Here is a 22,934-nt window from a genome sequence, read left to right as displayed (position 1 = left end):
CGGGCCATGACTGCTTGCCCCCTCGCAGAAGGTGACCTCTCGTGATGATCCGACGTGTTCTTGCCTGCTCCGTCGCGCTGGTGGCGGTCTGTTCCCTCGGCGGGTGCGGCACGCTGCCCGGCTTCGGGGACGACACCACCGAGGTCACCGTCTGGCTGATGCGCAACAGCGCCTCCGACGACTTCGTACAGCGTTTCAAGCACGGCTTCGAGCAGGAGCACAAGGACGTGGAACTCGACGTCCGGATCCAGGAGTGGACCGGGATCGGCGAGAAGATCGACCAGGCGCTCAAGGACGGTGACGCGCCCGACGTCATCGAGGTCGGCAACACCCAGGTGCCCCGGTACGCGGCGAGCGGCGGCCTGCTCGACATGACTCTGGAGTCGCTGCGCGACTGGGGCAGCGACGCCTGGCTGCCGGGCCTGGCGCAGCCCGGCAACGTGGACGGCATGCAGTACGGCATCCCGTGGTACGCCGCCAACCGCGTCGTCATCTACAACAAGGACCTCTTCGCGGCCGCCGGGATCACCAAGCCCCCGAAGGACCGCGCCGAGTGGCTCGCCGACACCGCCAAGCTCAACTCCGGCCAGAACCAGGGGATTTACCTCGCCGGCCAGGACTGGTACACGCTGGCCGGATTCGTCTGGGACGAGGGCGGCGAGCTCGCCCAGGAGGGCACCGGCGACTGGAAGGGCGCCCTGGACAGCCCCGCCGCGCTGCGCGGCATGGCGTTCTACAAGCAGCTCCAGGCGCTCGGCAACGGCCCCAGGAACGCGGACGAGGAGACCCCGCCGCAGGCCGGGATCTTCGCCGGTGGGAAGGTCGCCCAGATGATCGCGGTGCCCGGGGCCGCGAAGGCCATCCAGAAGGCCAATCCCCGGCTCGCCGACAAGCTGGGCTACTTCCCGATCCCGGGGCCCACCGAGGCCAAACCGGGCGCGGTCTTCACCGGCGGCTCGGACCTGATCATCCCGCGCAGGACCGCGCACCGCGCCGCGGCCGTACGGGTCGTCGCGGCGCTGACCGGGGAGAAGTGGCAGACCGATCTGGCCGCGACGATGAACTACGTACCCAACAAGTCCACCCTCGCCCACGCCGTCGAGGGCCAGGCCGGAACCGCCGCCATGGCCCGGGGCGCCGCCCAGGGCAGGGCCACCCCCAACTCGCCCCAGTGGGCGGCCGTCGAGGCGGACAACCCCATCAAGCCGTACATGACGAGCGTCCTGAACGGAGCCGATCCGAAGCGGGCCGCGAAGGCCGCTTCCGACCGGATCACGACGCTGCTCTTCCCCTGAGCCGCGCCCGGGTTCCGCGGCGCGGTGGCCGCGGGGGGTGAGCCGGGCTCGGGCCGCCGGACGGCGGATGTCAGGATGGGGTCCATGCAGAACGTTTACTTCGACATCACCATCGGCGGCGAGAAGGCCGGCCGCATCGTCTTCCGGCTCTTCGACGACGTCGTCCCGGAGACGGCCCGCAACTTCCGCGAGCTCGCCACGGGCCAGAACGGCTTCGGCTACGCCGGCTCCTCCTTCCACCGCGTCATCCCGGAGTTCATGCTCCAGGGCGGCGACTTCACCGACGGCAACGGCACCGGCGGCAAGAGCATCTTCGGCGCCAGCTTCGCCGACGAGAACTTCGCCCTCAAGCACGACCGGCCGTTCCTGCTGTCGATGGCCAACCGCGGCCCGAACACCAACGGCTCCCAGTTCTTCGTGACGACCGTCGTCACCCCCTGGCTCGACGGCAAGCACGTCGTCTTCGGCGAGGTCGTCGAGGGCCAGGACATCGTGCAGAAGATCGAGGGGCTCGGCAGCCGCAGCGGCGCCCCCAGCAAGGACATCGTCATCAGCGACAGCGGCGTCGTCGCCTGACGTCGTCCCACCGGCACCCGAACGGCGCCGTTCACCCGGATTCTCTCCGGGTGGACGGCGCCGTTTCGCGTGGGTGATGCGCGCGGTTCGGTGGTGCGGGCGGGCCGCGTTGATCACTATGGGGATGTTGACGAACGCCGGTCAGGGGCACTCGGGCAGTGGACGGCCCAGTACTCGTCCCCGTTCGCAGGTCCCAGGGAAAGGACGCACACCGTGGCACGACCGAGGATTCTCGTCGTAGGCGCCGGCTTCGCCGGGGTCGAATGCGTACGGCGCCTGGAACGCCGCCTCCAACCGGGAGAAGCGGAGATCTCCCTGGTCACCCCGTTCTCCTACCAGCTGTATCTGCCCCTGCTTCCCCAGGTCGCGTCCGGGGTCCTCACCCCGCAGTCGGTCGCCGTCTCCCTGCGGCGCAGCGCCAGGCACCGCACCCGGATCATCCCCGGCGGCGCCATCGGCGTGGACCCCAAGGCGAAGATCTGCGTCATCCGCAAGATCACCGGTGAGACACTCGACCAGCCGTACGACTACATCGTTCTGGCGCCCGGCAGCGTGACCCGCACCTTCGACATCCCCGGGCTCGTCGAACACGCCCGCGGCATGAAGACCCTCGCGGAGGCCGCGTACATCCGCGACCACGTCATCTCCCAGCTCGACCTGGCCGACGCGAGCGAGGACGAGGACGAGCGGGCCTCCCGGCTGCGCTTCGTCGTGGTCGGCGGCGGCTACGCGGGCACGGAGACCGCCGCCTGCCTCCAGCGCATCACCCAGCACGCGGTCAAGAAGTATCCGCGTCTCGACCCGCGCCAGATCAAGTGGCACCTCATCGACATCGCGCCCAAGCTCATGCCCGAACTCGGCGACAAGCTGGGCACGGCCGCCCTGGAGATCCTGCGCAAGCGCGGGATCGAGGTGTCGCTCGGTGTCTCCATCGCCGAGGCCGGCGCCGACAAGGTCACCTTCACCGACGGCCGTGTCCTGCCCTGCCGCACGCTGATCTGGACGGCCGGCGTCGCCGCCAGCCCGCTGGTGGGCACCCTGGACGCGGAGACCGAACGCGGCCGGCTCCTGGTCACCCCCGAGATGACCGTGCCCGGCCTGGACGGCGTCTTCGCGCTCGGCGACGCCGCGGCCGTGCCCGACCTCGCCAAGGGCGAGGGCGCCTTCTGCCCGCCCACCGCCCAGCACGCGATGCGCCAGGGCCCCAAGCTCGCCGACAACATCGTGGCCTCGCTGCGGGGCGAGTCGCTGCGGCCCTACGTCCACAAGGACCTCGGCCTCGTGGTGGACCTCGGCGGCCGGGACGCCGTCTCCAAGCCGCTCGGCATCGAACTGCGCGGTCTGCCCGCCCAGGCGGTGGCGCGCGGCTACCACTGGTCGGCGCTGCGTACCAATGTCGCCAAGACCAGGGTGCTGACCAACTGGATGCTCAACGCGATCGCGGGCGACGATTTCGTCCGCACCGGCTTCCAGGCCCAAAAGCCCGCCACGCTGAAGGACTTCGAGTACACCGACGCCTATCTGACCCCTGATCAGGTCCGGGCGCACACCGCGTCACTGACGGTACGGGGCTGAGGCCGGCGGCCTCCGGTCGGTCGCCCCGCGCCGGTTCTCGCGCGCGAGGCGGCGGCCGGAGGCCGCGTACCACTGGAGCCCGACGACGACCGCGAGGGCGATCTCCACGAGGTCGCCGCCGTAGTACATGAGCTCGGCCGCGGCCGAGAGGTCGCCCGCGGCGAAGCCCGTGCCGGGCGGAGCGGCCGCGTACAGGGTCCTGGACAGGACGGAGTGCGCGGCCCCCGCTCCCACCAGCCCCGCCGATCTGACCGCCATGCCGTGGCGCGGCAGCGGGTCGAGCGAGCAGACGACGGCCGAGAACAGCACACCGGCCACCAGGACGTGCGCATGTACCAGACACCCGAGCCAGGGCCGTTCGTGTGCGAGGGCGAACAGCGGCGTCCGGTACAGCAGCCACAGCCCGCCCGCGTCGAGCGCCGCCGCCACCAGGGGGTTCGTGAGGCCGCTCAGGGGCCGTGAGCGCAGCACGGCGAGGAGCCGGCGCCGGCCTCCCGGCGGCAGGGAGCGCAGGGCGAGCGTGAGTGGGCGGCCGAGGACGAGCAGCAGGGGCGCCACCATCCCCGTGGCCAGGTGCTGGGCCATGTGGGCGGTGAAGGGGCCACCGGGAAACGGGAACAGGGCCCCCGCCACGACCACGGCCGAGCCCGCGGCGCACCACAGGTCCCGCAGGGGCGGCCACCGGTCCCCGCGGCGCCGCAGCCGTGCCGCCGCCCATCCGTAGGCGACCTCCGCACACAGCGCCACCCCGGCGACGATCAGCGCGAGCGCGCCGGGCTGCCCCGCGCCGTGCTGATGCACCATCAACGCCCGGGCGCGGAAAGGGACTTCGAGGAGCGAGCACTTCGGAGCAACACCACTCCGACACCGAGGAACACCACGGCGAGGATGTTCCACGTCAGGTCGTACGGGGTGAGATCGACGTGGTACCTGATCTGGTGCAGGCCCATGAGCTTGTGCTGGACCGTGCCGTCGTACAGCTGGAACGCCCCCGTGCCGGTCAGGACGCCCCCGGCCAGGGCGCGCCCCACCAACCCTGCCCGGTGGCGCAGATCGGCGACCATGAACAGGCCGATGACCACGGCGAACCAGCCGAACGCGTGGAAGAGGCCGTCGGAGACCAGGCCGACGCCGGGCGTCGAGCGGTCGTAGAAGTGGTGCCAGTGCAGCAGTTGGTGGAAGACCGTCTCATCGACGAAGGCGGCGATCCCCACGCCGATGAGCACACCCGACCAGACCGAACGGGCCCGCAGCGGACGGCCGCGCACCGGCCCGGGGGTGGTCCGGGAAGGGGAGGGAGCACGGGATGGAGTCACCATCGGCGGCACGTCCTCGGTAGGAGTCTGGGGAAGGCCGCCCGGCGTGGAACGGCCCACCCGTCCGCTTGCCCGCACCCGGATGCGGGCAAGCGTTCGAATTGAGCCTTCCTGGTCTCAGCCCGCGGTCGCCAGCGAGAGCGCGAACCGTCCGGCGGCATCCGTCCACCAGCGCGACGGCACGAACCCGGCCGCGCCCAACTCGGCCCGTACGCCCTGCTCACGGAATTTCGCGGACACCTCGGTGCGCAGCTCCTCGCCCTCGGCGAAGGAGACCACCAGGTCGAGTTCCGGGATCTTCACGGTCACGTCGCGGCGGGCCCGCAGCCGCATCTCGATCCACTCCTCCTCGCGGTTCCACAGCGCGACATGGCTGAAGTCGTCCAGGTCGAAGTCCGCGCCCAGCTCCCGGTCGATGACGCTGAGCACGTTCTTGTTGAAGGCCGCCGTGACGCCCGTCGGGTCGTCGTACGCGCGGACCAGGACGGATTCCTCCTTCACCAGATCGGTCCCGATCAGCAGCGAGTCGCCGTGCTCCATCAACTTCCGCACCGAGGTGAGGAATTCGGCGCGCTCATCGGGCAGCAGATTGCCGATGGTGCCGCCGAGGAACGCCACGAGCCGGGGGCCCGGAGTGCGGGGCAGTTCCAGGACCCGTGTGAAGTCCGCGATCAGCGCGTGCACGAGCAGACCGGGACGCTCGGCGAGCAACCCCTCGGCCGCCCCGGTCAGCGCGCTCTCGCTCACGTCGACCGGGATGTACGTCAGCGGCGCGGGCAGCACGTCCAGCAGGAGCCGGGTCTTCTCCGAGGAGCCGGAACCCAGCTCGACCAGGGTGTGGGCACCGGTCGCGGCGGCTATCTCGGCGGCGCGGTCGGTGAGGATCTCCCGCTCGGCGCGGGTGGGGTAGTAGTCGGGAAGCCGGGTGATCTCTTCGAACAGCTCGCTGCCGCGCGCGTCGTAGAACCACTTGGGCGGCAGGGACTTGGGGGTGCTTGTCAGCCCGTGCAGCACATCGGCGCGCAGTGCGGCCCCGGTGGCGTCCTCGGGCAGGGTGCGGGTCAGCTGGAAGGGGCGCACTACTGGGGCTCCTTGAGGGGGGTGAGCAGGACGTCGGTGGGAGTGGCGGTGAGCAGGGTGCGATCGGGCACCTCGCACCAGAGCGGATCGTCGTCGTAGGGCTCGGAGGCCACGACGGCCGAGCGGCCGGGCGTGTGCAGATACCACAGGGTGTCGCCCCAGGCGGTCGCGGTGACCGTCTCGCCGTCGGTGAGCAGCAGGTTCAGTCGTGAGTCGGGCGCCGCGGCGGCCAGCTCGGCGACGGTCTCGGACAGGGCCCGGGACGCGTCGTCGCCGCTGCTGAGACGGTGCAGCACCAGCGCCCACACGAAGGCCGCGTCGCAGCGCGCCTCCAGGCGGAGCAGGGCCTCGGCGGGCAGTGCGGCGGCGAGCGCGGCCACGCTGCCGGGCCAGTTCCGCAGGGCGCCGTTGTGGCTGAACAGCCAGCGGCCGTGCGCGAACGGGGCCGCCGCCGCCTCGCTGTCCGCGCCCGCTTCGGTCGCGTCCCGCACCGCCGCGAGCAGCGCCCCCGAGCGCACCACCCGGGCCAGGTCCAGGAGGTTCGGGTCGGCCCAGATCGGTCCGGCCCGCCGGTAACGGGCGGGCACCGTGTCGCCGTCGGCGTACCAGCCGACGCCGAACCCGTCGGCGTTGACCGTGCCGTACCGCTGCCGGCGCGGCGCCCACGCCTGCCGATACAGTCCGTGCGACGGCCGCACCAGCAGCTCACCGAGCGCCATCGGCTGCCCGGTGTAAGCGATATGACGGCACATCAGGCGGCGTCCCGTGCGGTGCGGAAACCGGCGAAGATCTGGCGGCGCACCGGCAGGTCCCAGTTGCGGAAGGTGCCCCGGCAGGCCACCTCGTCCACGGAGAACGCCCCGCCGCGCAGCACCTTGTGCTCAGGACCGAAGAAGACCTCCGAGTATTCGCGGTAGGGGAAGGCGACGAAGCCCGGATAGGGCAGGAAGTCGCTCGCCGTCCACTCCCACACGTCGCCCATCAACTGCCGTACGCCATCGGGCGATTGACCTTCGGGGTACGCCCCGGCGGGCGCGGGGCGCAGGTGGCGCTGGCCGAGGTTGGCGTGGGCCGGGGTGGGGTCGGCGTCGCCCCAGGGGTAGCGGCGCGAGCGGCCCGAGACGGAGTCGTGGCGCGCCGCCTTCTCCCACTCGGCCTCGGTCGGCAGGCGCCGCCCCGCCCAGCGCGCGTACGCGTCGGCCTCGTACCAGCTGACGTGCAGCACGGGTTCGTCCGCAGGCACCGGCTCCGTCACCCCGAACCGCCTGCGCAGCCACTGGCCGCCCTCCTGGCGCCAGAACAGCGGGGCGTCGAGCTTGTGTTCACGCACCATCGCCCAGCCGGCCGGCGCCCACCAGCGTGCCTCGCGATAGCCGCCGTCCTCGATGAAGGACAGATACGCCCCACAGGTCACCGGGGTCGTATCGAGGTGGAAGGCGGCCACGACGCGCTGGTGCGCGGGGCGCTCGTTGTCCAGGGCCCACGGCTCGGTGGAGGTGCCCATCGTGAACGGGCCGCCGGGCACCAGGACCTCCCCGGGCAGGCCCTCGGTCGTGCCGGGCGGCGGCTGCGGCGCGGTGAGCGCGGCAGGTCCGCTGCGCAGCTGATGGGTGATCAGCATCGTTTCGTCGTGCTGCTGTTCATGCTGGGCGATCATCCCGAACGCGAACGCGGCATCCGTCAAGGGACCGCCGCGCAGCGGAGTGCGCTCCAGTACGTCCAGGGCGCGGCCCCGCACATCGGCGGCGTACCGGCGCGCCTCGGCGGGCGCCAGCAGCGGCAGGGTGGGGCGGGACGCGCGGGGGTGCTCGAAGGCGTCGTACAGGGAGTCGATCTCCGGGCGGATGGCGTCCTGCCCGGCGACGGCACGCAGCAGCCACTGCTCTTCCTGGTTGCCGATGTGGGCCAGGTCCCAGACGAGCGGGGACATCAACGGCGAGTGCTGCGCGGTCAGTTCACGGTCGTCGACGCTGGAGGTGAGCACGCCGGTACGGGCGCGCGCGGCGGTGAGTGCCGTCAGGGCACGCGCCCTGAGCAGCTCCGGGTCGGTCATATGCGGCTGTCCTTCGGTGGGACGGGCGAGGAGGCGTCGTCGGCCGGACATCGGCCCCGTACGACATGGCGGTCGGTGAAGGCGGCGACCCGGTCCTGGAGTTCCCGGGTCGCGCCGAGCCGGGGAAGCGCGTCGAGCGCCGCCGCGAAGCACACCGTGGCCGCCTCGCGCAGTTCCGGGTCGGCGAGTGCGTCCCGGGCCGCGGCGTGCCACAGCGGGTTGCGCGGCGCGGACTGCGAACCGGCGCGCTCGGCCAGGGGTTTGACGGTGCGGTAGGCGATCTCGGCCGCCTCCGGGTCGTCGAACAGGGCGTGGGTCACGGCGAGCGGCACGGTCCATCCGTCGTCGCCGGGCTGGGCGTCGATCATGCGCAGCTCCAGGTGGCCGCGCGGTCGCACCGGCGGGAACAGGGTGGTCAAGTGGTAGTCGAGGTCGTCCCGGGTGGGAGGCCGTGGTTCCCCGGTGCGCAGCCACTGCCGGAAGGTGAGCCCCGGGGGTGCGGACCACGGCCCCGCTTCCGCCCGTACGCACATGACGGGCGCGTCCAGGACGTGCGCCGCCCAGGCCGCGCGCGGCGGGGCGTCGAGCGGCGGGGCGAGCGCGCGCACCGGGTCGATGTCGCTCCAGTGGGCCTGGCGGACCGAGCGCCAGCCGGTCGAGGTGCGGGGGCGGTGCGGCGAGTTGGCGAACGCGGCGACCAGCACGGCCCCCAGCAGATGCGCCATCAACCAGCGCCGCCCGAAGCCGAGGGGGCCCGGCTCCTCGTGGCCGGCGTCGAGGCAGACCTGTACGGAGGCCGAGGAACACATCATGGCCCGGCCGGCCGGGCCCGTACGGTCGAAATGGGCTTCCATGGCGTCGTACCGCGCCTCGTGCAGCATGCGGCGCGGGGGATGCCAGGGGTCCTGGCCGAGTCCGACGAGTGCGAGGCCGCGCTCCGCGAGGGCGGCGCGGACCGCCGTCAGATCGGCGGAGACGGTGGAGACGCATTCCATGAGGGATGCGGCGGGCAGCGAGCTGAGCTCCAGCTGGCCGCCGGGTTCGACGGTGAGCGGTGATCGCAGCGGCAGCGTGCGCAAGGCCGCGTAGGCGGATCTGAGACGGTCGTGCGGGACGGGGAGCCGGGGCTGGTGGGCGTCGTGGACGAGCCATTCCAGCTCCACGCCGACGGCGCGTGGCGGGCCCGTCTTGAAACATATGCAGCGCAGCAGGTCGTCGGCCTCTGCCTCGGTCAACTCACGTGCGGTCATGGACGGATGCCACCCTTTCCGGGGTCCGGATACACATGCCGTCCTACCTAAGTCGTCGGCGCCGTCGCGCACAAGACCGCCTCGCCGGACACCTCGTCGATCGCGGCGGTCTTTCGCGTACGTCCACGATGCACGCGGGAGTGCGCGGCTGCGCGGGATGGCCCGCCAAACGGAGGAGACCGGAGTCGGGGGGAGGCGGGGTTAACGCCAGCCGTACCGTTCGCGCAGCCGCTGCGCGACCAGGGTGAAACGCGGCAGGTCCAGGGCGCATGCCTCACGGCGCATGCCGCGTTCGTGCAGGCGCAGCACCCGGTCGAGGTCCACCCAGGACTCGCGGCCCGCCCGGTCCCAGGGGCCCACGCCGATCGCCACCCATTCGCGGTCGTGGTCGTGCCGCTTGCTGGACAGCTGCACCGCGAGCACCGTGCCGGCCGCCTCGCGGGCCACCACGAGGACCGGACGGTCCTTGCCGCGCCCGTCGTTCTCCTCGAACGGCACCCACGTCCAGACGATCTCGCCGGGATCGGGGTCGCCGTCACGGTCCGGGGCGTAGCCCATGCGCACCGCCCCCACCTCGTGGGGATCGGCCTCGGTGGTGGCGGTCGGACCGCACTGGCCCGGCAGCGGGGGACGGTCGGTGGGGTCATCGAGGTAGGCAGTCATCCGGACACCGTAGGGCCTGTACGGCGCAACCCGTGAAGCGGCCGCGCCGAGCGGCCCGCAGGCTCGGGCCCATGGCCCCACGCTCCCGCACACGCCTGTGCCTCGCCGCCCTCGGCGCCGCCACCGCGCTGCTCACCGCCCTCCTCCACGCTCCGGCCCGGGCCGAAGAAGGACCGGCCCGCACCGTCTCGGGCTGGCTCCCGTACTGGGACCAGGAGGGCGCGTACGCCGACGTGTTGCGGCACTCCGCGCAGCTGCACACCGTCAGCCCCTTCTGGTACCAGGCGAAGGCGGCGGACCGGGTGGAGGGCCATCCCGGCGCGGGCGAGAACCGCATCATCGACGGGCTGCACCAGGCGGGCATCAAGGTGGTGCCCACCGTCATGGAGACGATGAAGGCCGGCGAGCTCGCGGCGATCCTCACCGACCCCGGCCGCCGCGCGACCCATGTCGAGACGCTGCTCGCGGTCGTGAGCAGCAGGACCTACGACGGGATCGACATCGACTACGAGTCGATCGCGTCGACCGGCGACGCCGAGTACCCGGCGGTGCGCGCCGCCTACGCCTCGTTCGCCGGTGAACTGTGCGGGCGGCTGCGCGCGTTGGGCAAGAGGTGCCTGCTCACGGTGTCCCCGCAGACCGCGACCACCGGCCGGATCTGGGACTACGCGGCCCTTGGCCGGGTCGCGGACCGGGTCCGCATCATGGGGTACGACCTGCACTGGCAGGGCGGCGAGGCGGGCCCGCTGGCGAGCCCCCAGTGGTACGACGACATCCTGCGCCGGGCCACCGCGCTGATCCCCGCCGACAAGCTGGAGATGGGCCTGCCCGCCTACGGCTGGGACTGGGTGGCCGGGGGCGCGACCCGCCATGTCACCTGGCGCGAGGCCGAGGCGCTGCGCGTGGCGAAGGGCGCCCCCTACCGCCTCGACCCCGCGTCGCAGACGCCCCACTTCAGCTATGAGGAGGACGGCGCGGTCCGGGAGGTCTGGTACCAGGACGCGGCCGGTGTCAGCGCGGATCTGCCGGTGCTGCGCCGCTACGGCATCCGCAACACCACCATCTGGGCCCTGGGGTTCGAGGACCCGGAGCTCTGGCCGGTCCTCGGGAAGGTCTGAGCACGGCCGGTTCTGGAAGGCGCCTTCAGGTCCGTGCGGGGCTCAGCGTGCGGGCAGGGGTTCGCCGGTCTCCAGGAGCGTCTTCAGGCTGGACAGGATCGGCGGCCACCCCTGGCTGCACATGGCGTGCAGGGCACCCGCCGGGTCGAAGTCATGGGTCACGGTCAGCTTGACCTGGCTGCCCTGGGGCTCCAGGTCGAACGTCACCGCCGAGCGCCGCTCCGCCGCGATCTCGGCGCGCACGTCCTCCGAGAGACCCACGCCCTTCGCCCACGCCTGCGTGAACGAGTGCCAGGTGTAGGCGAGTTGGCGGTAGGGGTCGCTGGAGAGGACGACCTGTTCGGGGTCGGCCATCGTGGCTCCGCCCTGCTTCCAGACGAGGGGCGAACCCTCGGTCCAGTCGCTCTCGAAGCTCACGCCCCAGTACCGCTCGGTGAGGGCCGGCTCGGTCAGGGCCTGCCACAACCGCTCGGGGGTGGTGGCGATGTAGGTCGTGTAGAGGAACGTCCTGCTGTCCATGGGGGTCTGCTCCCGTGCTCTTCGGGTCCCGGCCGTGCGGCCGAGCGGCCACCCCTACAGGATTGGCACCCTCGGGGGCGCCTGTCGAACGCAAGGGGCGCGCGAGGGGTGGGCCACCCGGCCCACCCCTCCCGGCGGCCCCCTCCGGCCCCGTCAGCTCCCGGGCACGGTCGATGTCGCCGTGTTCCAACCCGACACCCGCAGGCGGGGCGCCGAGCCGTGCAGATCGGCCGTGCGAAAGGTCGCCGTCAGGGTCGTCGACTCCCCGGGCCACAGGCTCACCTGGTTGTCCGACCACCGCACCGGCAGGACCGGGGCGCCCTGCGCGTCCACCAGATGGACGTCGGTGAGCAGCGCGGGCACTGTGCCCGAGCCGGTGTTCTTCACCGTCACCGTCGTCGTCGACATGCCGTCCGCGTCCGCCCTGGTGGTCCCCGACGCCGACACCGTCGCCCTCGGCATCGAGGACAGGCCCTTCAGATCGGCGAAGGACGTGGTCGGGGTGTGGAACCAGTCGGTGTGGTCGTAGTCGAGGGTGTCGGGCTTGGTGGAGAGCCAGTACACATTGCGGCTCACCTCCGTGCCCGCGCCGTCGGTGAGGACGAGCTTCGCCAGGTAGGTGGTGGACAGGCCGCTCACCGCCGCCGGGAGGGTCAGAGCCGTCGTGCTCGCGCCACCGCCACCGACGCCCACCCCGGTCGCCGTCCGGTCGTAGACGCGGGTGCCGTCCGGATTGAAGAGGGAGACGTGGGCGGTCAGACCGGCGGCTGCCGTGGGCCGGTTGTTGACGACGGTCACCGCCTGGTTGTCGTAGGAGTACTGGATGTGCAGCGGCTCGTTCGCCTTCTTCGCTCCGAAGTAGGCGCCGCCCTGGTCCAGATAACGGTCCGTCAACTGCCAGTGCAGGGACGTCCATCCGCTGGCGAACATCCAGTACACGACGCCGGTGGCCGGCTTCGTGGCGTCCTTGGCGTTGCGGGCGTACGCCTCGTACTGGGCCCGTACGTTCTCGTACTGGGCCAGCTGCGCCTTGCGTACGTAGTCGTCGAGGCCGGTCGGGGCGCCGTAGCGGCCGGCCAGCGCGTCGTCGTACAGCTTCAGCGTCGCGAAGGTGGTCGAGGGGGAGCGGTGGTACTGCTTCGCCGAGGGGGACTTCCACAGGGTGTCGAGTTCGGCGGGGGAGAGCATGCGGCGCAGGGTGTCCAGGGTCGGGATGTCGGGGCCCGCGCTGGTCTCGGAGTTGAAGCCGGTGGCGCCGCCCTCCTGCTTGTTGTACCAGTAGTTCGGCGGCACCCAGTCGTAGGGGCCCGTCATCTTCATACCCGAACTGCCCGTGATCGGGGCGGAGTTGTCGGAGGCGGCAGCGACCACGGGCGTCGGCCAGTCGGCCGCGTCGAGCGCGTCCAGATAGGTCTTCTCGATGGTCCGGTCCGGGGCGAAGTCGCTGCCGATGAGGAACGAGATCACGCTGGGGTGGTCGCGCAGACGGGCGGCTTCGGCCGCCATGGAAGCCTTGGCGACCGGGTAGTCGGCGGCCGTCCACTTCTCGCCCGCCTCGTCACCGTTGACCTGTCCCTCCCACTTGTCGCAGCACTCCCAGCCGGGCAGCGTGAGCAGGCCGTGGCGGTCGGCCAGGTCGAAGAACTCGTCCGGCTCGACATGGCCCTCCAGGCGGATGGTGTTGAGCCCGAGGTCGAGCGCGTACTGGAGCCGGTCCGCCACGAAGGTGCGGTCCCAGCGCAGGAACTCGTCGGGGGACCAGCCGCCGCCCTTGATCAGCAGGGGGCGCCCGTTGATGGAGTACTGGCGCGCGCCATCGGCGTTCAGCGGTGCCTTCACGTCGCGGATGCCGAACGATTCGCGCGCCGTGTCGGAGACGCCGGACGGCAGTGACGCGGTGAGCGACAGGTCGTACAGGGGTTGTCCGCCCATGCCGGCCGGCCACCACACCCGCGGTGCGGCGAGGCGGAGTTGGGGGTATTGGGCGGGTGCGAACACGACCGGTTTGGTCTGGTGCGCCGCCAGGGTGACGTTCTGGCTGAAGGCGATCGGGCCGATGGTGCCGGAGACGGTCGCGGTGACCGGGGACGCAGAGTCGTTGCGGGCCTGGGCCTTCACGGTCAGTTCGGCCGACGACAGCGACGGCACCGAGAGCGCCGTCACCACATGGGCGTCCCGCAGCGCGACCGGCCCTCCGCGTCTGACCAGCACGTCACGGACGATGCCCATGTTCTCGTCGGGCGGCGGCTGAAGCCAGTCGATCCACCCCATGGTCAGGTTCTTCCTGGGGTCGTTGGGCTGGATCCGGAAGGCGACCGTGTTCGTGCCCGCCTTCGCCAACTCCGTGACGTCCAGCTCGTGTTGGGTGTACGCCCCGGCGACCGCCCCCTTGTCGGCGACCTGGTGGCCGTTGACGTACACATCGGCGGCGGAGATCACCCCGCTGAAGCTGAGGTAGGTGCGCGAGGAGGTGTCCGCGAGGGTGAAGTCCGAGCGGTACCACCAGGGGACCGCGAAGTCGGCGGCCGGGATCTTCTTCTGGTTGGTCGAGTAGAAGGGGTCGGCGTACTTGCCGGCCGCGAGCAGTGCGGCGAGCACCGTGGAGCGGGCGCCGGCCGGGTACCAGCCGGCCGTGGCGTAGCCGGGGCTCGACACGGCGGCCGGGGAGTCGGCGACCTCGGCCGTCGACCGGATCGCGAACCCGGCCAGGGCGGTCGTGCTGCCGGGCGCCGGGTCGACCGATGTCACCCGGGCCCGGCCCGGTGCGGCGTTGGGTGTGGCCGGCGGGGTCCCGGCGGTGAGGGCGAGCACCAGGGCGAGAACCGCGCCGGCGGCGGTCCTTCGGCGCGGGAAGGCGGGACGGTGGAACACGGGGGTTTCGCGGTGGAACACGGTGGTCTCCCAGAGGGCTGGTCACGACATCCGCGCATCGCTACAAGTAAAGGAACCTTACTAAGCTGTTGAGCAAGCTAGAGGGGGCACGAGGGACTGTCAATCACGCGCCCCTGAAGCACGGCGGGGCCCTCAGTGCGCCGAGCGGCGCTCGAAGGCCACGTCCCGCGCCGTGCCCAGGGCCGTCGCCACCGCTCCGAGCAGCACCGCGTCCTCCCCGAGCGAACTGGGCGCCACCTTCGGCCGCAGCGGCGTGAGCGCCCGGAGCGTCTCCCGTACGGGACGCAGCAGAAGATCCGCGCTGTGGCCGACGCCGCCGCCGAGCACCACCAGATCGGGGTCGAGGACGGCCGCGACCACCGCGACGGTGTGCGCGATCCGCTCGCCCTCCAGCTGAACCGCCTCTACGGCGGCAGCCGTTCCGGCCCGCGCCGCGTCGAAGACGTCCTTCGCGGTGAGCGGACCCGCCATGCCGAGCGAGCGCGCAGCCGCCACGACGGCGTCACCCGAGACAGCCTCCTCCAGGGTGTCCGGCTTGTGGCCGCCGGGCCAGGGCAGAAAGCCGATCTCGCCGGCGCCGCCGTGCGCCCCCGTGAAGGGCTGGCCCTCGCTGACGACACCCATGCCGAGGCCGGTGCCGATCATCACGTACACGAAGAGCCTGCTGCCCGCGCCGACGCCGAAGGTGTACTCGCCCAGCGCGGCCAGGTTGGCGTCGTTGCGCACGGCCAGGGGTATCCCGAGCCGCTCGCGCATCTGGTCGAACAGGCCCGGTCTGCCCCAGCCCGGGAGGTGCTGTGCGTAGCGCACCCGGCGCTTCTCCGCGTCGTACACGCCGGGGGTGCCGACCACCGCCTGGGTGACCTTGTCCGCGTCCACCCCCGAGCCCTCGACGAGTTGGTGCGCGCTGGTGACGACCAGATCGGCCATGGTGGCGGAGGTGCGCGCGTGGTTGCGGACCTCGGAGCGGGCCACCACCGTGCCGTCGAGGTCGGCGAGCGCGATCCGCAGCCAGGCCCGGCCGATGTCGATGCCGAGGGCGTAGCCCGCCGTGGGATCCGGTGCGTAGAGCACGGCGGCGCGGCCCCGTTCGGGCGTCATCGTGCCGGCCTCGTGGACCAGTCCGGCCCCTTCGAGCGAGGCGAGCGCACTGGAGACGGTGGGCTTGGACAGGCCGGTGTCACGGGCGAGCTGGGCCCGGGAGGCGGGGCCCTCGGCGCGCAACCGGTCGAGCAGCAGACGCTCGTTGGAACTGCGCTGGCGCTGTGGGTTCCAGGGCAGGTCGCCACCCTCGTCACTGCTGGTCATCGCATCATTCTCACGCATCGGGCCGGACGGCTCATCGACAACCCCTTGACGATGAAAGTAAAGGTCCTTAACTTAAGCACGCCGCACGCCGAGGGAGTCCCTGTGCCGGTGCATCGGCAGTAGCTTCCTTTCTCCGACATCAGCCCAGGGAGGACCCCGTGTCCGCAACCCCTCCGCCCGCCGGCGGCTTCGTCCGCCGCATCGGGCTCTTCCAGGCCACCGCCATCAACATGAGCCAGATGTGTGGCATCGGCCCGTTCGTGACCATCCCCCTGATGGTCGCCGCCTTCGGCGGCCCCCAGGCCGTCCTCGGCTTCGTCGCCGGCGCGGTCCTCGCGCTGGCGGACGGTCTGATCTGGGCCGAACTCGGCGCCTCGCTCCCGGGTTCCGGCGGCAGCTACGTCTATCTGAAGCAGGCCTTCCAGTACCGCACGGGGCGCCTCATGCCGTTCCTCTTCGTGTGGACGGCGATGCTCTTCATCCCGCTGGCCATGTCCACCGGCGTCGTCGGATTCGTGCAGTACCTGGGCTATCTGGCACCCGGCCTCGGCGAGACGGCGGGCGACCTGATCGGTCTCGGCATCGTCGCCCTGGTCGTCCTGCTGCTGTGGCGGGGCATCGAGAACATCGCCAGGATCACCACCGTGATGTGGGTCGTGATGATCGCCTCGGTGAGCCTGGTGATCGTCGCCGCGGCCAGCGACTTCAGCCCGCACCTCGCCTTCAGCTACCCGGCCGGCGCCTTCTCGGTGACGAGCAGTCAGTTCTGGATCGGCTTCGCGGCCGGACTCACCATCGGCATCTACGACTACCTCGGCTACAACACCACCGCGTACATGGGCGCCGAGATCAAGGATCCCGGACGCACCCTGCCGCGCTCCATCATCTACTCCATCTTCGGCATCATGGCGATCTATCTGCTGCTCCAGATCGGCACCCTCGGCGTCATCGACTACCACCGGATGCTGGACCCGAACGACATCGCCTCGTCGTCGGTCGCCTCCGCGGTCCTGGAGAAGGCCTGGGGCAAGGGCGCCGCCGACGTGGTGACCGTGCTCATCCTGGTCACCGCCTTCGCCTCCGTCTTCGCGGGGCTGCTCGGCGGTTCGCGGGTGCCGTACGACGCGGCGCGCGACAAGGTGTTCTTCCGCCCCTACGCCAAGCTCCACCCCCGGCACCGCTTCCCGATGCTGGGCCTGGCCACCATGGGCGTCATCACCGCCATCGGCTTCATGATCGGCCGCCGCACCGATCTGACCACCCTGATCCAGCTCCTCACCACGGTGATGGTCATCGTGCAGGCACTCGCCCAGATCCTCGCCGTCACGGTGCTGCGCAAGCGCCGGCCCGACCTCCGCCGCCCGTACCGCATGTGGCTCTATCCGCTGCCCAGCCTGGTGGCCCTGGTCGGTTGGCTCACCATCTACGGCTACTCCGACAAGAACTCGCCCGGCCGCCACCCCATCGAATGGTCCCTCGCGTGGCTGGCGCTGGGCTGTGTCGCCTTCGTCCTGTGGGCCCGCTTCGAAAAGGTCTGGCCGTTCGGGCCGCGCGAGATCGAGGAGGAGTACTTCGACGAACCGCCCGTGCAGAAGCTCCCTGTCTGAAACGTGGTTCCGGCGCGGCGGGAGGATTGTGCCAACTGGGCCTGTACGCAAGGAAATTGATGGCGTGAAGCGCGGCTCTCGCGAGCGGAGCCCGTCCCCGCTCAGCCGCATCGAGCGCGGGTCTCAGCTCACCAGGGTCGTGATTCATCGACGAGGAGGCGCCGGACCCGGCCGGACCGTCGGATGCCGTGTCCGGATGTGACAGGGAATCGTCATTGCGGCCATCGGTCCGGGCGATGAGGATGAGGGCATGCCCCCTTCGCACCGGGTCGTCATCGCGGTCTTCCCCGATGTCGACCTCCTCGACGTCACCGGACCCGCCGAGGTCTTCGCCCTCGCCAACCGGGAGACCCGGGGCGGCGCCGGGTACGAGGTCCGCCTCGCCGGGCCCGCCGCGGGCGAGGTGCGGACCTCGGCGGGGGTGCGGCTCCTCGCCGACCTCTCCTTCGAGGAGGTCGGGCCCCGGGTCGACACCCTGCTCGTGCCCGGTGCGGTCGACCACACCGAGGCGGGGCCCGTGGCCCGTGTCGACCCGGACGTGGTGGCCTGGGTGAAGGCCACGACGCCGCATGCCCGGCGGGTGGCGTCGGTGTGTGTCGGCGCCCATGTCCTTGCCGCGGCCGGCCTCCTCGACGGCAGGACGGCGACCACCCACTGGTCGACCGCGGCCCAGCTCGCCGCCGACCACCCGGCCGTCACCGTCGACCCGGACCCGATCTTCGTACGCGCCGACCGGGGCCGGCTGTGGACGGGCGCCGGGATCAGCGCCTGTCTGGACCTCGCCCTCGCGCTCGTCGCCGAGGACCAGGGAGAAGACGTGGCGCTCGCGGTGGCCCGGCAGTTGGTGATGTATCTACGGCGTCAGGGCGGCCAGAGCCAGTTCTCGGTGCCGCTCAGCCGGCCCGCGTCCTCCCGGCGCGACATCGACGAGCTGCGCCTGTGGATCGCCGACCACCTGGACGCGGACCTGTCGGCGGCGGCCCTGGCGGCCCGCATGTGCCTGAGCGAGCGGCACTTCGCCCGGGTCTTCACGAAGGAGACCGGCGCGAGCCCCGCGGCGTATGTCGAGGCCGCCCGGGTGGAGGTGGCGCGGCGTCTTCTGGAGACCACCGACGGCCCGCTCGACGAGGTCGCGCGGGAGGCGGGGCTCGGCTCGGTCGAAACCCTGCACCGCGCCCTCAAACGGCAGCTCGCCACCACCCCGGCGGCCTACCGCCGCCGCTTTCGCGCCGAGCCCGCCTGACCCCTACCGCCGCCGCTTTCGCGCCGAGCCCGCCTGACCCCTACCGCCGCCGCTTTCGCGCCGAGCCCGCCTGACCCCTACCGCCGCCGCTTCCGCGCCGAGCCCGCCTGACCCCTACCGCCGCCGCTTTCGCGCCGAGCCCGCCTGACCCCTTCCCCCTCGAACGCGGGCCCCTCGGCTTCGCCCTGCCCCGCCCCCGAACGCGAGCCCCGAGGCTCCGCCCTGCCCCGCCCCCCGAACGCGAGCCCCTCGGATTCGCTCCGCCCTGCCCCACGACCTCACTCCCGATGAACGTCATGCCCTCCAACTCCCTTGTGAAAGGCCCCCGATGAGCACCAGCGGCACCTCCACCACCACCTCCACCCCCACCCCCTCGACGACCCTGCGCGATGTGGTCGGCCTGGACAACACGCCACCCAAGCTCAGCGACTCCGTGCTGATCCTGGTCGACTACCAGAACACCTACCGCACCGGCGTGATGGCCCTGGAAGGCGCCGAGGAGGCCCTCGCCGCCGGGGCGCGCCTGCTGGCACGGGCCCGCGAGGCGGGCATACCGGTCGTGCACATCGTCAACGACGGGGGAGAGGGCGGCCCGTACGACATCCGCGCCCACATCGGCGCCCTCAGCGACGAGGTCGCCCCGAGGCAGGGGGAGCCGGTCGTGGTCAAGGCGTTCCCCAACTCCTTCCACCTCACGGATCTGGAGAAGACCCTCACCGAACTCGGCGCGGCGCCGGGCAACGGCAAGGACCTGGTCATCGCCGGCTTCATGACCCACATGTGCGTCAACTACACGGCGCAGGGCGCCTTCAACCTCGGCTACCGCCCCACCGTCGTCGCCGAGACCACCGCGACCCGGGCGCTGACCGCCCCCGACGGCACGGTCCTGCCCGCGGCCGCCCTCCAGGCCGCCGCGCTCACCGCGATCACCGATCTGTTCGGGGTCGTCGTGCCCACGGTCGACGCGCTGCCGGCCTGAGCCGAACGGCCGGGCGGCGCGGCGGGTGCCGTGCCGCCCGGCGCTCTCATATCCAGCCGTCAAGTGAGGCCATGAACCCCGCGAAGTCGTCGCGGTGGATGGTGTGCCCCGCGCCCTTGACGGTGCGGACCTCGAAGCCGCGCGCCTCCAGGCGGGCGACCTCCGCGGCGTCGTACAGGAAGCTCGCGTCGGCGAACTGGACCAGTGAGGGGACCACGGCCTTTGCCGGGACCAGGTCGGCGCCGAACGTCGGAGCGAGGCCGAGGGCGGTGTTCTCGTCCCAGAGCTTCAGCGTCGCCAGCTCGATGTCGACGTCCTCGGCCTCCCAGCGCGGATTGAGTCCCGCGACCATCTCCCGGCTGGCCGACTTGAGTTGGGCGAAGACTTCCGGACCGACCACCTCCTGCTGGGGGTTGACGTTCCAGGCCGGGTCCGAGTAGATCGCGCGGGCCGGGCGTAGCCGCTCGACGGCGAGGGACAGGGCGAGCCCGCCGAGGGAGTGGCCGATCGCCAACTCGGCCCCGGTCGGCAGGGTTTCGACCAGGTCGTCGACGAAGAGCTCGGTGCTGTATGCCCCGCGTCCGCTCGCGCCGTGGCCGCGCAGGTCCACCGCGAGCACGCGGTAGCCCCGCTCTGCGAGCGCCGGGCCCACCTTCCGCCATGTGCGGTGGTCGGCCATGATCCCGTGGACCAGGAGCGCGACACGGTCGCCGTCTCCCCAGGTGTGGGTGTGGAGTTGCACGGTGTTGCCTTTCGGTACGGGTGGTGCTGTTGGGGTGCGGGTGTACGGGGCCGGGGCGGGCGGCGCGGTCAGGTGCGGGCCCGCCCCGGAACCGTACGGCTACGGACCCCGGTGCCGGCGCTTGCGTCAGGTGGGCGCCGGCCCGGGCCCGTACGTCTGTCAGCGCACGGACCTGATCGGGCGCACCGCGAGCGCGCCCAGGACCGAGAGCGCCGCTCCGGCCAGGAAGAGCGCGGTGTAGCCGCCGCTGACCGAGACGATCAGCGACGCCGCGAACGGGGCGACGATCTGGGGCCCCGCGTTGGCGATGTTCAGGACGCCCATGTCACGGGCGGCGTCCTCAGCCTGCGGCAGGACCAGGGTGACGAGCGCGGTGTCGACCGCCATGTAGCAGCCGAAGCCGAGGCCGTTGACGACCGAGAACACGATCATGGCCGACCAGCTCGCCGAGACGGCCGGAATGACCAGGGCCGCCGCCGACAGGGCGGCCGACGCCCCGACGAAGAGCTTGCGGCGGTCGTGGCGGTCGGAGAGCCAGCCGCCGAGGACGGTCGAGACGACCATGGCGAGGGCGTTGACCGGCATCAGGATCGCCACCGCGTGCTCGGGTGCCAGACCTGCGGGCAGCCGGGTGTGGTCCTGGAGGATGTAGAGCTGATATCCGGCCACCGCGAAGTAGCCGAGCACGAGCAGCGCCCGGCCGATGAACGCCCAGCGGAAGTCGTGGTCGCGCAGCGCGCCGGTGAACGCGGCGAGCTGTCGGGCGAGGGGCAGCGGCGCCCTGGGCGGCCGCCGCTCCTCGCGGGTGGCCGCGGTGAAGATCACCGCGGCGGCCGCGACGAGCGCGCCGAAGACCAGATAGCCGGTGCGGTACCGGTCCGAGAAGGCGGCTCCGAGCAGCGCGCCGACCGTGGACCCGAACGGCAGCCCCAGCCCGACGGCGGCCGAGGCCCTGCCGCGCGCGGCCAGGGGCACCCGGTCGGGGACGACCGAGGTGAGGGCCGCCTGGTAGACGTTGAGGACGGCTTGGCCCAGGCACCACACGACGGTGATGAGCAGGATCGTGTGGACCGTGCCCAGCAGGAACATCGCGGGCAGCGCCAGCAGACCGCCGCCGAGTATCCAGGGGTTGCGGCGCCCCGAGCGGTCGGAGAGTGCGCCCGCCACCGGGTTGAACACGGTCGCGAAGATCGCCGAGACGCCGGAGACGAGGCCGAAGTCGGCGACCTTGTGCGCCGCGTCGATGTGCTCGATCTGAAGCGCGAGCAGCACGCCGGGCACCCCGATGTAGAGGGCGTACATCGCGGTGTTGCCGAGCAGCAGCAGCGGGAGGAGCCCGCGTGTGAGCGGGGGCGACGGGGTGGCGACGGTCAGGGGAAGCCCGGTGCCGGGGGAGGAAAGGGCCACGCTGCCCTCCGAGGAGTGGGAAGAGGCGGACGAGGGGCACGAGCGGGTGCGGCGCGGGGCCCGACCGGTCGGAACGCGGCTTCGGGCCCCTTGTGACCTGGGGCGATGTCGACGGTCGTCGCAGGGGCGACCCTGGTGACACGTGTCTGGTTACTCGTGTAAGCACTGTGTAGCATCGAATTCGAGCCATCCGCTAGACCCGGGCCGGGACGGGTCTGGAAAGATGCCGATCGCGATGAGCCAGACACCCAAGCAGCCTGCCGACCGTCCCGTCCCGACCAGCGCCGATGTGGCACGGCTGGCCGGAGTCTCCCGGGCGACCGTCAGCTACGTGCTCAACAACACCTCGGCCGTGCGGATCAGCGAGCCGACCCGGGTCCGGGTCCGCGCCGCCGCCGAGGAGCTGGGCTATGTGCCGCACGCCGCGGCCCGCAGTCTGCGCGCTGGGCACACCCGCATCGTGCTGCTGCCCACGGCGCACATCCCGGTCGGCCCCCTCTACAGCCGCTTCTTCAACGAACTCCAGTGGGAGCTGCGCCGACTCGACTACACGGTGGTCCAGTACGGCAGCCTCGGGCTCGGCGCGGACGAGGCGGCCCGCGCCTGGGCGGAGCTGCGGCCCGTCGCGGTGGTCTCGCTCGGCGAGATCGAACTCACCGAGCAGGGCGTCCAGTTGCTCAAACGCTCCGGGGCGCGCGCGGTGATAACGCTGGGCCCCCAGCGCGTCGAGGGCGCCCACGCGCTCGTGATGGACCAGCGCGAGATCGGCGAGAGCGCCGTCGGACACCTGAGGGAACGGGGCCGTCGGCGCATCGGTGTGCTGATGCCCGCCGAGCCGGGCCTCGACCTCTTCTCCCGCCCCCGCCTCGCCGGTGCCCGCAAGGCCGTGCACGGCAGCGACGCGGTCGTCGAGCCCCTGGCGATGGCGTACACGGAGGAGTCCGCGGCCGAACTGGCCGGTCGCTGGCGCGCGTTGGGCCTGGACGCGGTGTTCGCCTACAACGACGAGTACGCGATGCTCCTGATGCGCGCCCTCCAGGACGCTGACATCGATGTCCCCCGCGAGACCGCCGTGATCGGCGCCGACGACCTCCTGCTCGGGCGCCTGCTGCGCCCCCGCCTCAGCACCGTCCGCGTGGAGATGGTGACCGGCCGCCACCTGGCCGAGCTGGTGGACCGCGTGGTACGGGACCCGGACGGCACCCCCGAGCGCCACGATCTGATGGGCGCCCGGGCGCTGCCCCGCGAATCGAGCTGAACGGGCTCACCGGGACGGCGTGCGTTCGGGCCCGGGGGTGTCTAGCGTCGGAG

General features: G+C 71.9%; 20 protein-coding genes. 8 read left to right on the top strand and 12 right to left on the bottom strand.

The features are described from left to right. Positions 1 to 44: 44 nt before the first annotated feature. The 3 genes from DWB77_RS06390 (at position 45) to DWB77_RS06380 (ending at position 3,446) form a co-directional block, all read left to right on the top strand. On the top strand, positions 45 to 1,295 hold the full coding sequence (locus DWB77_RS06390; RefSeq protein ID WP_120720313.1) for an extracellular solute-binding protein: 1,251 nt from the start codon (positions 45 to 47) through the stop codon (positions 1,293 to 1,295). Between the two features lie 84 nt (positions 1,296 to 1,379). After that, entirely contained in the window at positions 1,380 to 1,871 is a 492-nt protein-coding gene (locus DWB77_RS06385; RefSeq protein ID WP_120720312.1) for a peptidylprolyl isomerase, read from the top strand. Between the two features lie 213 nt (positions 1,872 to 2,084). Further along, a complete protein-coding gene (locus DWB77_RS06380; RefSeq protein ID WP_120720311.1) occupies positions 2,085 to 3,446 on the top strand; it encodes an NAD(P)/FAD-dependent oxidoreductase in 1,362 nt (453 codons plus the stop codon). Here the strand turns inward: DWB77_RS06380 and DWB77_RS06375 are convergent. The 7 genes from DWB77_RS06375 to DWB77_RS06345 form a co-directional block, all read right to left on the bottom strand. After that, positions 3,426 to 4,250, bottom strand: coding sequence for a cytochrome c oxidase assembly protein (locus DWB77_RS06375; RefSeq protein ID WP_120720310.1), 825 nt, complete (start codon positions 4,248 to 4,250; stop codon positions 3,426 to 3,428). The two genes, DWB77_RS06380 and DWB77_RS06375, sit on opposite strands and share 21 nt — an antisense overlap. Then, complete coding sequence (locus DWB77_RS06370; RefSeq protein WP_120720309.1) at positions 4,250 to 4,765, bottom strand: DUF2243 domain-containing protein; 516 nt, start codon at positions 4,763 to 4,765, stop codon at positions 4,250 to 4,252. The genes DWB77_RS06375 and DWB77_RS06370 overlap by 1 nt, the downstream gene beginning before the upstream one ends. Before the next feature lie 114 nt (positions 4,766 to 4,879). Beyond that, positions 4,880 to 5,842: an L-histidine N(alpha)-methyltransferase gene (gene egtD / locus DWB77_RS06365; RefSeq protein ID WP_120720308.1), complete on the bottom strand. Its 963-nt coding sequence runs from the start codon at positions 5,840 to 5,842 to the stop codon at positions 4,880 to 4,882. Next, entirely contained in the window at positions 5,842 to 6,594 is a 753-nt protein-coding gene (gene egtC, locus DWB77_RS06360; protein WP_120720307.1) for an ergothioneine biosynthesis protein EgtC, read from the bottom strand. The genes egtD and egtC overlap by 1 nt, the downstream gene beginning before the upstream one ends. Then, the gene (egtB, locus tag DWB77_RS06355; RefSeq protein WP_120720306.1) at positions 6,594 to 7,895 is read right to left on the bottom strand and encodes an ergothioneine biosynthesis protein EgtB; all 1,302 of its coding nucleotides are present in this window, start codon (positions 7,893 to 7,895) and stop codon (positions 6,594 to 6,596) included. The genes egtC and egtB overlap by 1 nt, the downstream gene beginning before the upstream one ends. Continuing rightward, positions 7,892 to 9,145, bottom strand: a complete 1,254-nt coding sequence (gene egtA / locus DWB77_RS06350) for an ergothioneine biosynthesis glutamate--cysteine ligase EgtA (protein ID WP_120720305.1) — start codon at positions 9,143 to 9,145, stop codon at positions 7,892 to 7,894. The genes egtB and egtA overlap by 4 nt, the downstream gene beginning before the upstream one ends. Positions 9,146 to 9,346: 201 nt before the next feature. After that, a complete protein-coding gene (locus DWB77_RS06345) occupies positions 9,347 to 9,808 on the bottom strand; it encodes a type II toxin-antitoxin system PemK/MazF family toxin (protein ID WP_120720304.1) in 462 nt (153 codons plus the stop codon). Between the two features lie 71 nt (positions 9,809 to 9,879). Here DWB77_RS06345 and DWB77_RS06340 point away from each other — a divergent pair, with 71 nt between their 5' ends. Then, complete coding sequence (locus tag DWB77_RS06340; RefSeq protein ID WP_120720303.1) at positions 9,880 to 10,926, top strand: glycosyl hydrolase family 18 protein; 1,047 nt, start codon at positions 9,880 to 9,882, stop codon at positions 10,924 to 10,926. 42 nt (positions 10,927 to 10,968) lie between these two features. Here the strand turns inward: DWB77_RS06340 and DWB77_RS06335 are convergent, their stop codons facing one another. The 3 genes from DWB77_RS06335 to DWB77_RS06325 form a co-directional block, all read right to left on the bottom strand. Next, entirely contained in the window at positions 10,969 to 11,445 is a 477-nt protein-coding gene (locus DWB77_RS06335; protein WP_120720302.1) for an SRPBCC family protein, read from the bottom strand. A gap of 153 nt (positions 11,446 to 11,598) precedes the next feature. Then, positions 11,599 to 14,316 carry a glycoside hydrolase family 2 protein gene (locus DWB77_RS06330; protein ID WP_120727443.1) on the bottom strand — a complete coding sequence of 906 codons (2,718 nt, stop codon included), beginning with the start codon at positions 14,314 to 14,316 and terminating at the stop codon, positions 11,599 to 11,601. A gap of 153 nt (positions 14,317 to 14,469) precedes the next feature. Next, entirely contained in the window at positions 14,470 to 15,645 is a 1,176-nt protein-coding gene (locus DWB77_RS06325) for an ROK family transcriptional regulator (RefSeq protein ID WP_120720301.1), read from the bottom strand. A 158-nt stretch (positions 15,646 to 15,803) separates the two neighbouring features. Here DWB77_RS06325 and DWB77_RS06320 point away from each other — a divergent pair, with 158 nt between their 5' ends. The 3 genes from DWB77_RS06320 (at position 15,804) to DWB77_RS06310 (ending at position 19,474) form a co-directional block, all read left to right on the top strand. Next, positions 15,804 to 17,252, top strand: a complete 1,449-nt coding sequence (locus tag DWB77_RS06320) for an APC family permease (RefSeq protein WP_120720300.1) — start codon at positions 15,804 to 15,806, stop codon at positions 17,250 to 17,252. 250 nt (positions 17,253 to 17,502) lie between these two features. Then, complete coding sequence (locus DWB77_RS06315) at positions 17,503 to 18,495, top strand: GlxA family transcriptional regulator (protein ID WP_120720299.1); 993 nt, start codon at positions 17,503 to 17,505, stop codon at positions 18,493 to 18,495. A 328-nt stretch (positions 18,496 to 18,823) separates the two neighbouring features. Continuing rightward, on the top strand, positions 18,824 to 19,474 hold the full coding sequence (locus tag DWB77_RS06310; protein WP_120720298.1) for an isochorismatase family protein: 651 nt from the start codon (positions 18,824 to 18,826) through the stop codon (positions 19,472 to 19,474). A 46-nt stretch (positions 19,475 to 19,520) separates the two neighbouring features. On the opposite strand, the gene DWB77_RS06305 is transcribed toward DWB77_RS06310, so the two are convergent. Together DWB77_RS06305 and DWB77_RS06300 are read right to left on the bottom strand one after the other, a co-directional pair. Beyond that, positions 19,521 to 20,216 carry an alpha/beta fold hydrolase gene (locus tag DWB77_RS06305; RefSeq protein ID WP_120720297.1) on the bottom strand — a complete coding sequence of 232 codons (696 nt, stop codon included), beginning with the start codon at positions 20,214 to 20,216 and terminating at the stop codon, positions 19,521 to 19,523. A 159-nt stretch (positions 20,217 to 20,375) separates the two neighbouring features. Continuing rightward, positions 20,376 to 21,623: an MFS transporter gene (locus DWB77_RS06300; protein ID WP_246033432.1), complete on the bottom strand. Its 1,248-nt coding sequence runs from the start codon at positions 21,621 to 21,623 to the stop codon at positions 20,376 to 20,378. A gap of 235 nt (positions 21,624 to 21,858) precedes the next feature. Here DWB77_RS06300 and DWB77_RS06295 point away from each other — a divergent pair, with 235 nt between their 5' ends. Continuing rightward, on the top strand, positions 21,859 to 22,881 hold the full coding sequence (locus tag DWB77_RS06295) for a LacI family DNA-binding transcriptional regulator (protein WP_120727439.1): 1,023 nt from the start codon (positions 21,859 to 21,861) through the stop codon (positions 22,879 to 22,881). Positions 22,882 to 22,934 lie beyond the last annotated feature (53 nt).

Source organism: Streptomyces hundungensis (assembly GCF_003627815.1).
In the GTDB taxonomy this organism is placed as follows: domain Bacteria; phylum Actinomycetota; class Actinomycetes; order Streptomycetales; family Streptomycetaceae; genus Streptomyces; species Streptomyces hundungensis_A.
Note: the sequence above shows the minus strand (reverse complement) of the source record. Positions and strands in the feature narration are given on the sequence as shown.

What these genes read in the sequence shown, in the direction of transcription:
- DWB77_RS06325 (WP_120720301.1), bottom strand. Translation starts at nt 15,645, where the DNA reads ATGACCAGCAGTGACGAGGGTGGCGACCTGCCCTGGAACCCACAGCGC.
- DWB77_RS06315 (WP_120720299.1), top strand. Translation starts at nt 17,503, where the DNA reads ATGCCCCCTTCGCACCGGGTCGTCATCGCGGTCTTCCCCGATGTCGAC.
- DWB77_RS06385 (WP_120720312.1), top strand. Translation starts at nt 1,380, where the DNA reads ATGCAGAACGTTTACTTCGACATCACCATCGGCGGCGAGAAGGCCGGC.
- DWB77_RS06310 (WP_120720298.1), top strand. Translation starts at nt 18,824, where the DNA reads ATGAGCACCAGCGGCACCTCCACCACCACCTCCACCCCCACCCCCTCG.
- egtB (WP_120720306.1), bottom strand. Translation starts at nt 7,895, where the DNA reads ATGACCGACCCGGAGCTGCTCAGGGCGCGTGCCCTGACGGCACTCACC.
- egtA (WP_120720305.1), bottom strand. Translation starts at nt 9,145, where the DNA reads ATGACCGCACGTGAGTTGACCGAGGCAGAGGCCGACGACCTGCTGCGC.
- DWB77_RS06340 (WP_120720303.1), top strand. Translation starts at nt 9,880, where the DNA reads ATGGCCCCACGCTCCCGCACACGCCTGTGCCTCGCCGCCCTCGGCGCC.
- DWB77_RS06345 (WP_120720304.1), bottom strand. Translation starts at nt 9,808, where the DNA reads ATGACTGCCTACCTCGATGACCCCACCGACCGTCCCCCGCTGCCGGGC.
- DWB77_RS06370 (WP_120720309.1), bottom strand. Translation starts at nt 4,765, where the DNA reads ATGGTGACTCCATCCCGTGCTCCCTCCCCTTCCCGGACCACCCCCGGG.
- DWB77_RS06375 (WP_120720310.1), bottom strand. Translation starts at nt 4,250, where the DNA reads ATGGTGCATCAGCACGGCGCGGGGCAGCCCGGCGCGCTCGCGCTGATC.
- DWB77_RS06390 (WP_120720313.1), top strand. Translation starts at nt 45, where the DNA reads ATGATCCGACGTGTTCTTGCCTGCTCCGTCGCGCTGGTGGCGGTCTGT.
- DWB77_RS06295 (WP_120727439.1), top strand. Translation starts at nt 21,859, where the DNA reads ATGAGCCAGACACCCAAGCAGCCTGCCGACCGTCCCGTCCCGACCAGC.
- DWB77_RS06335 (WP_120720302.1), bottom strand. Translation starts at nt 11,445, where the DNA reads ATGGACAGCAGGACGTTCCTCTACACGACCTACATCGCCACCACCCCC.
- egtC (WP_120720307.1), bottom strand. Translation starts at nt 6,594, where the DNA reads ATGTGCCGTCATATCGCTTACACCGGGCAGCCGATGGCGCTCGGTGAG.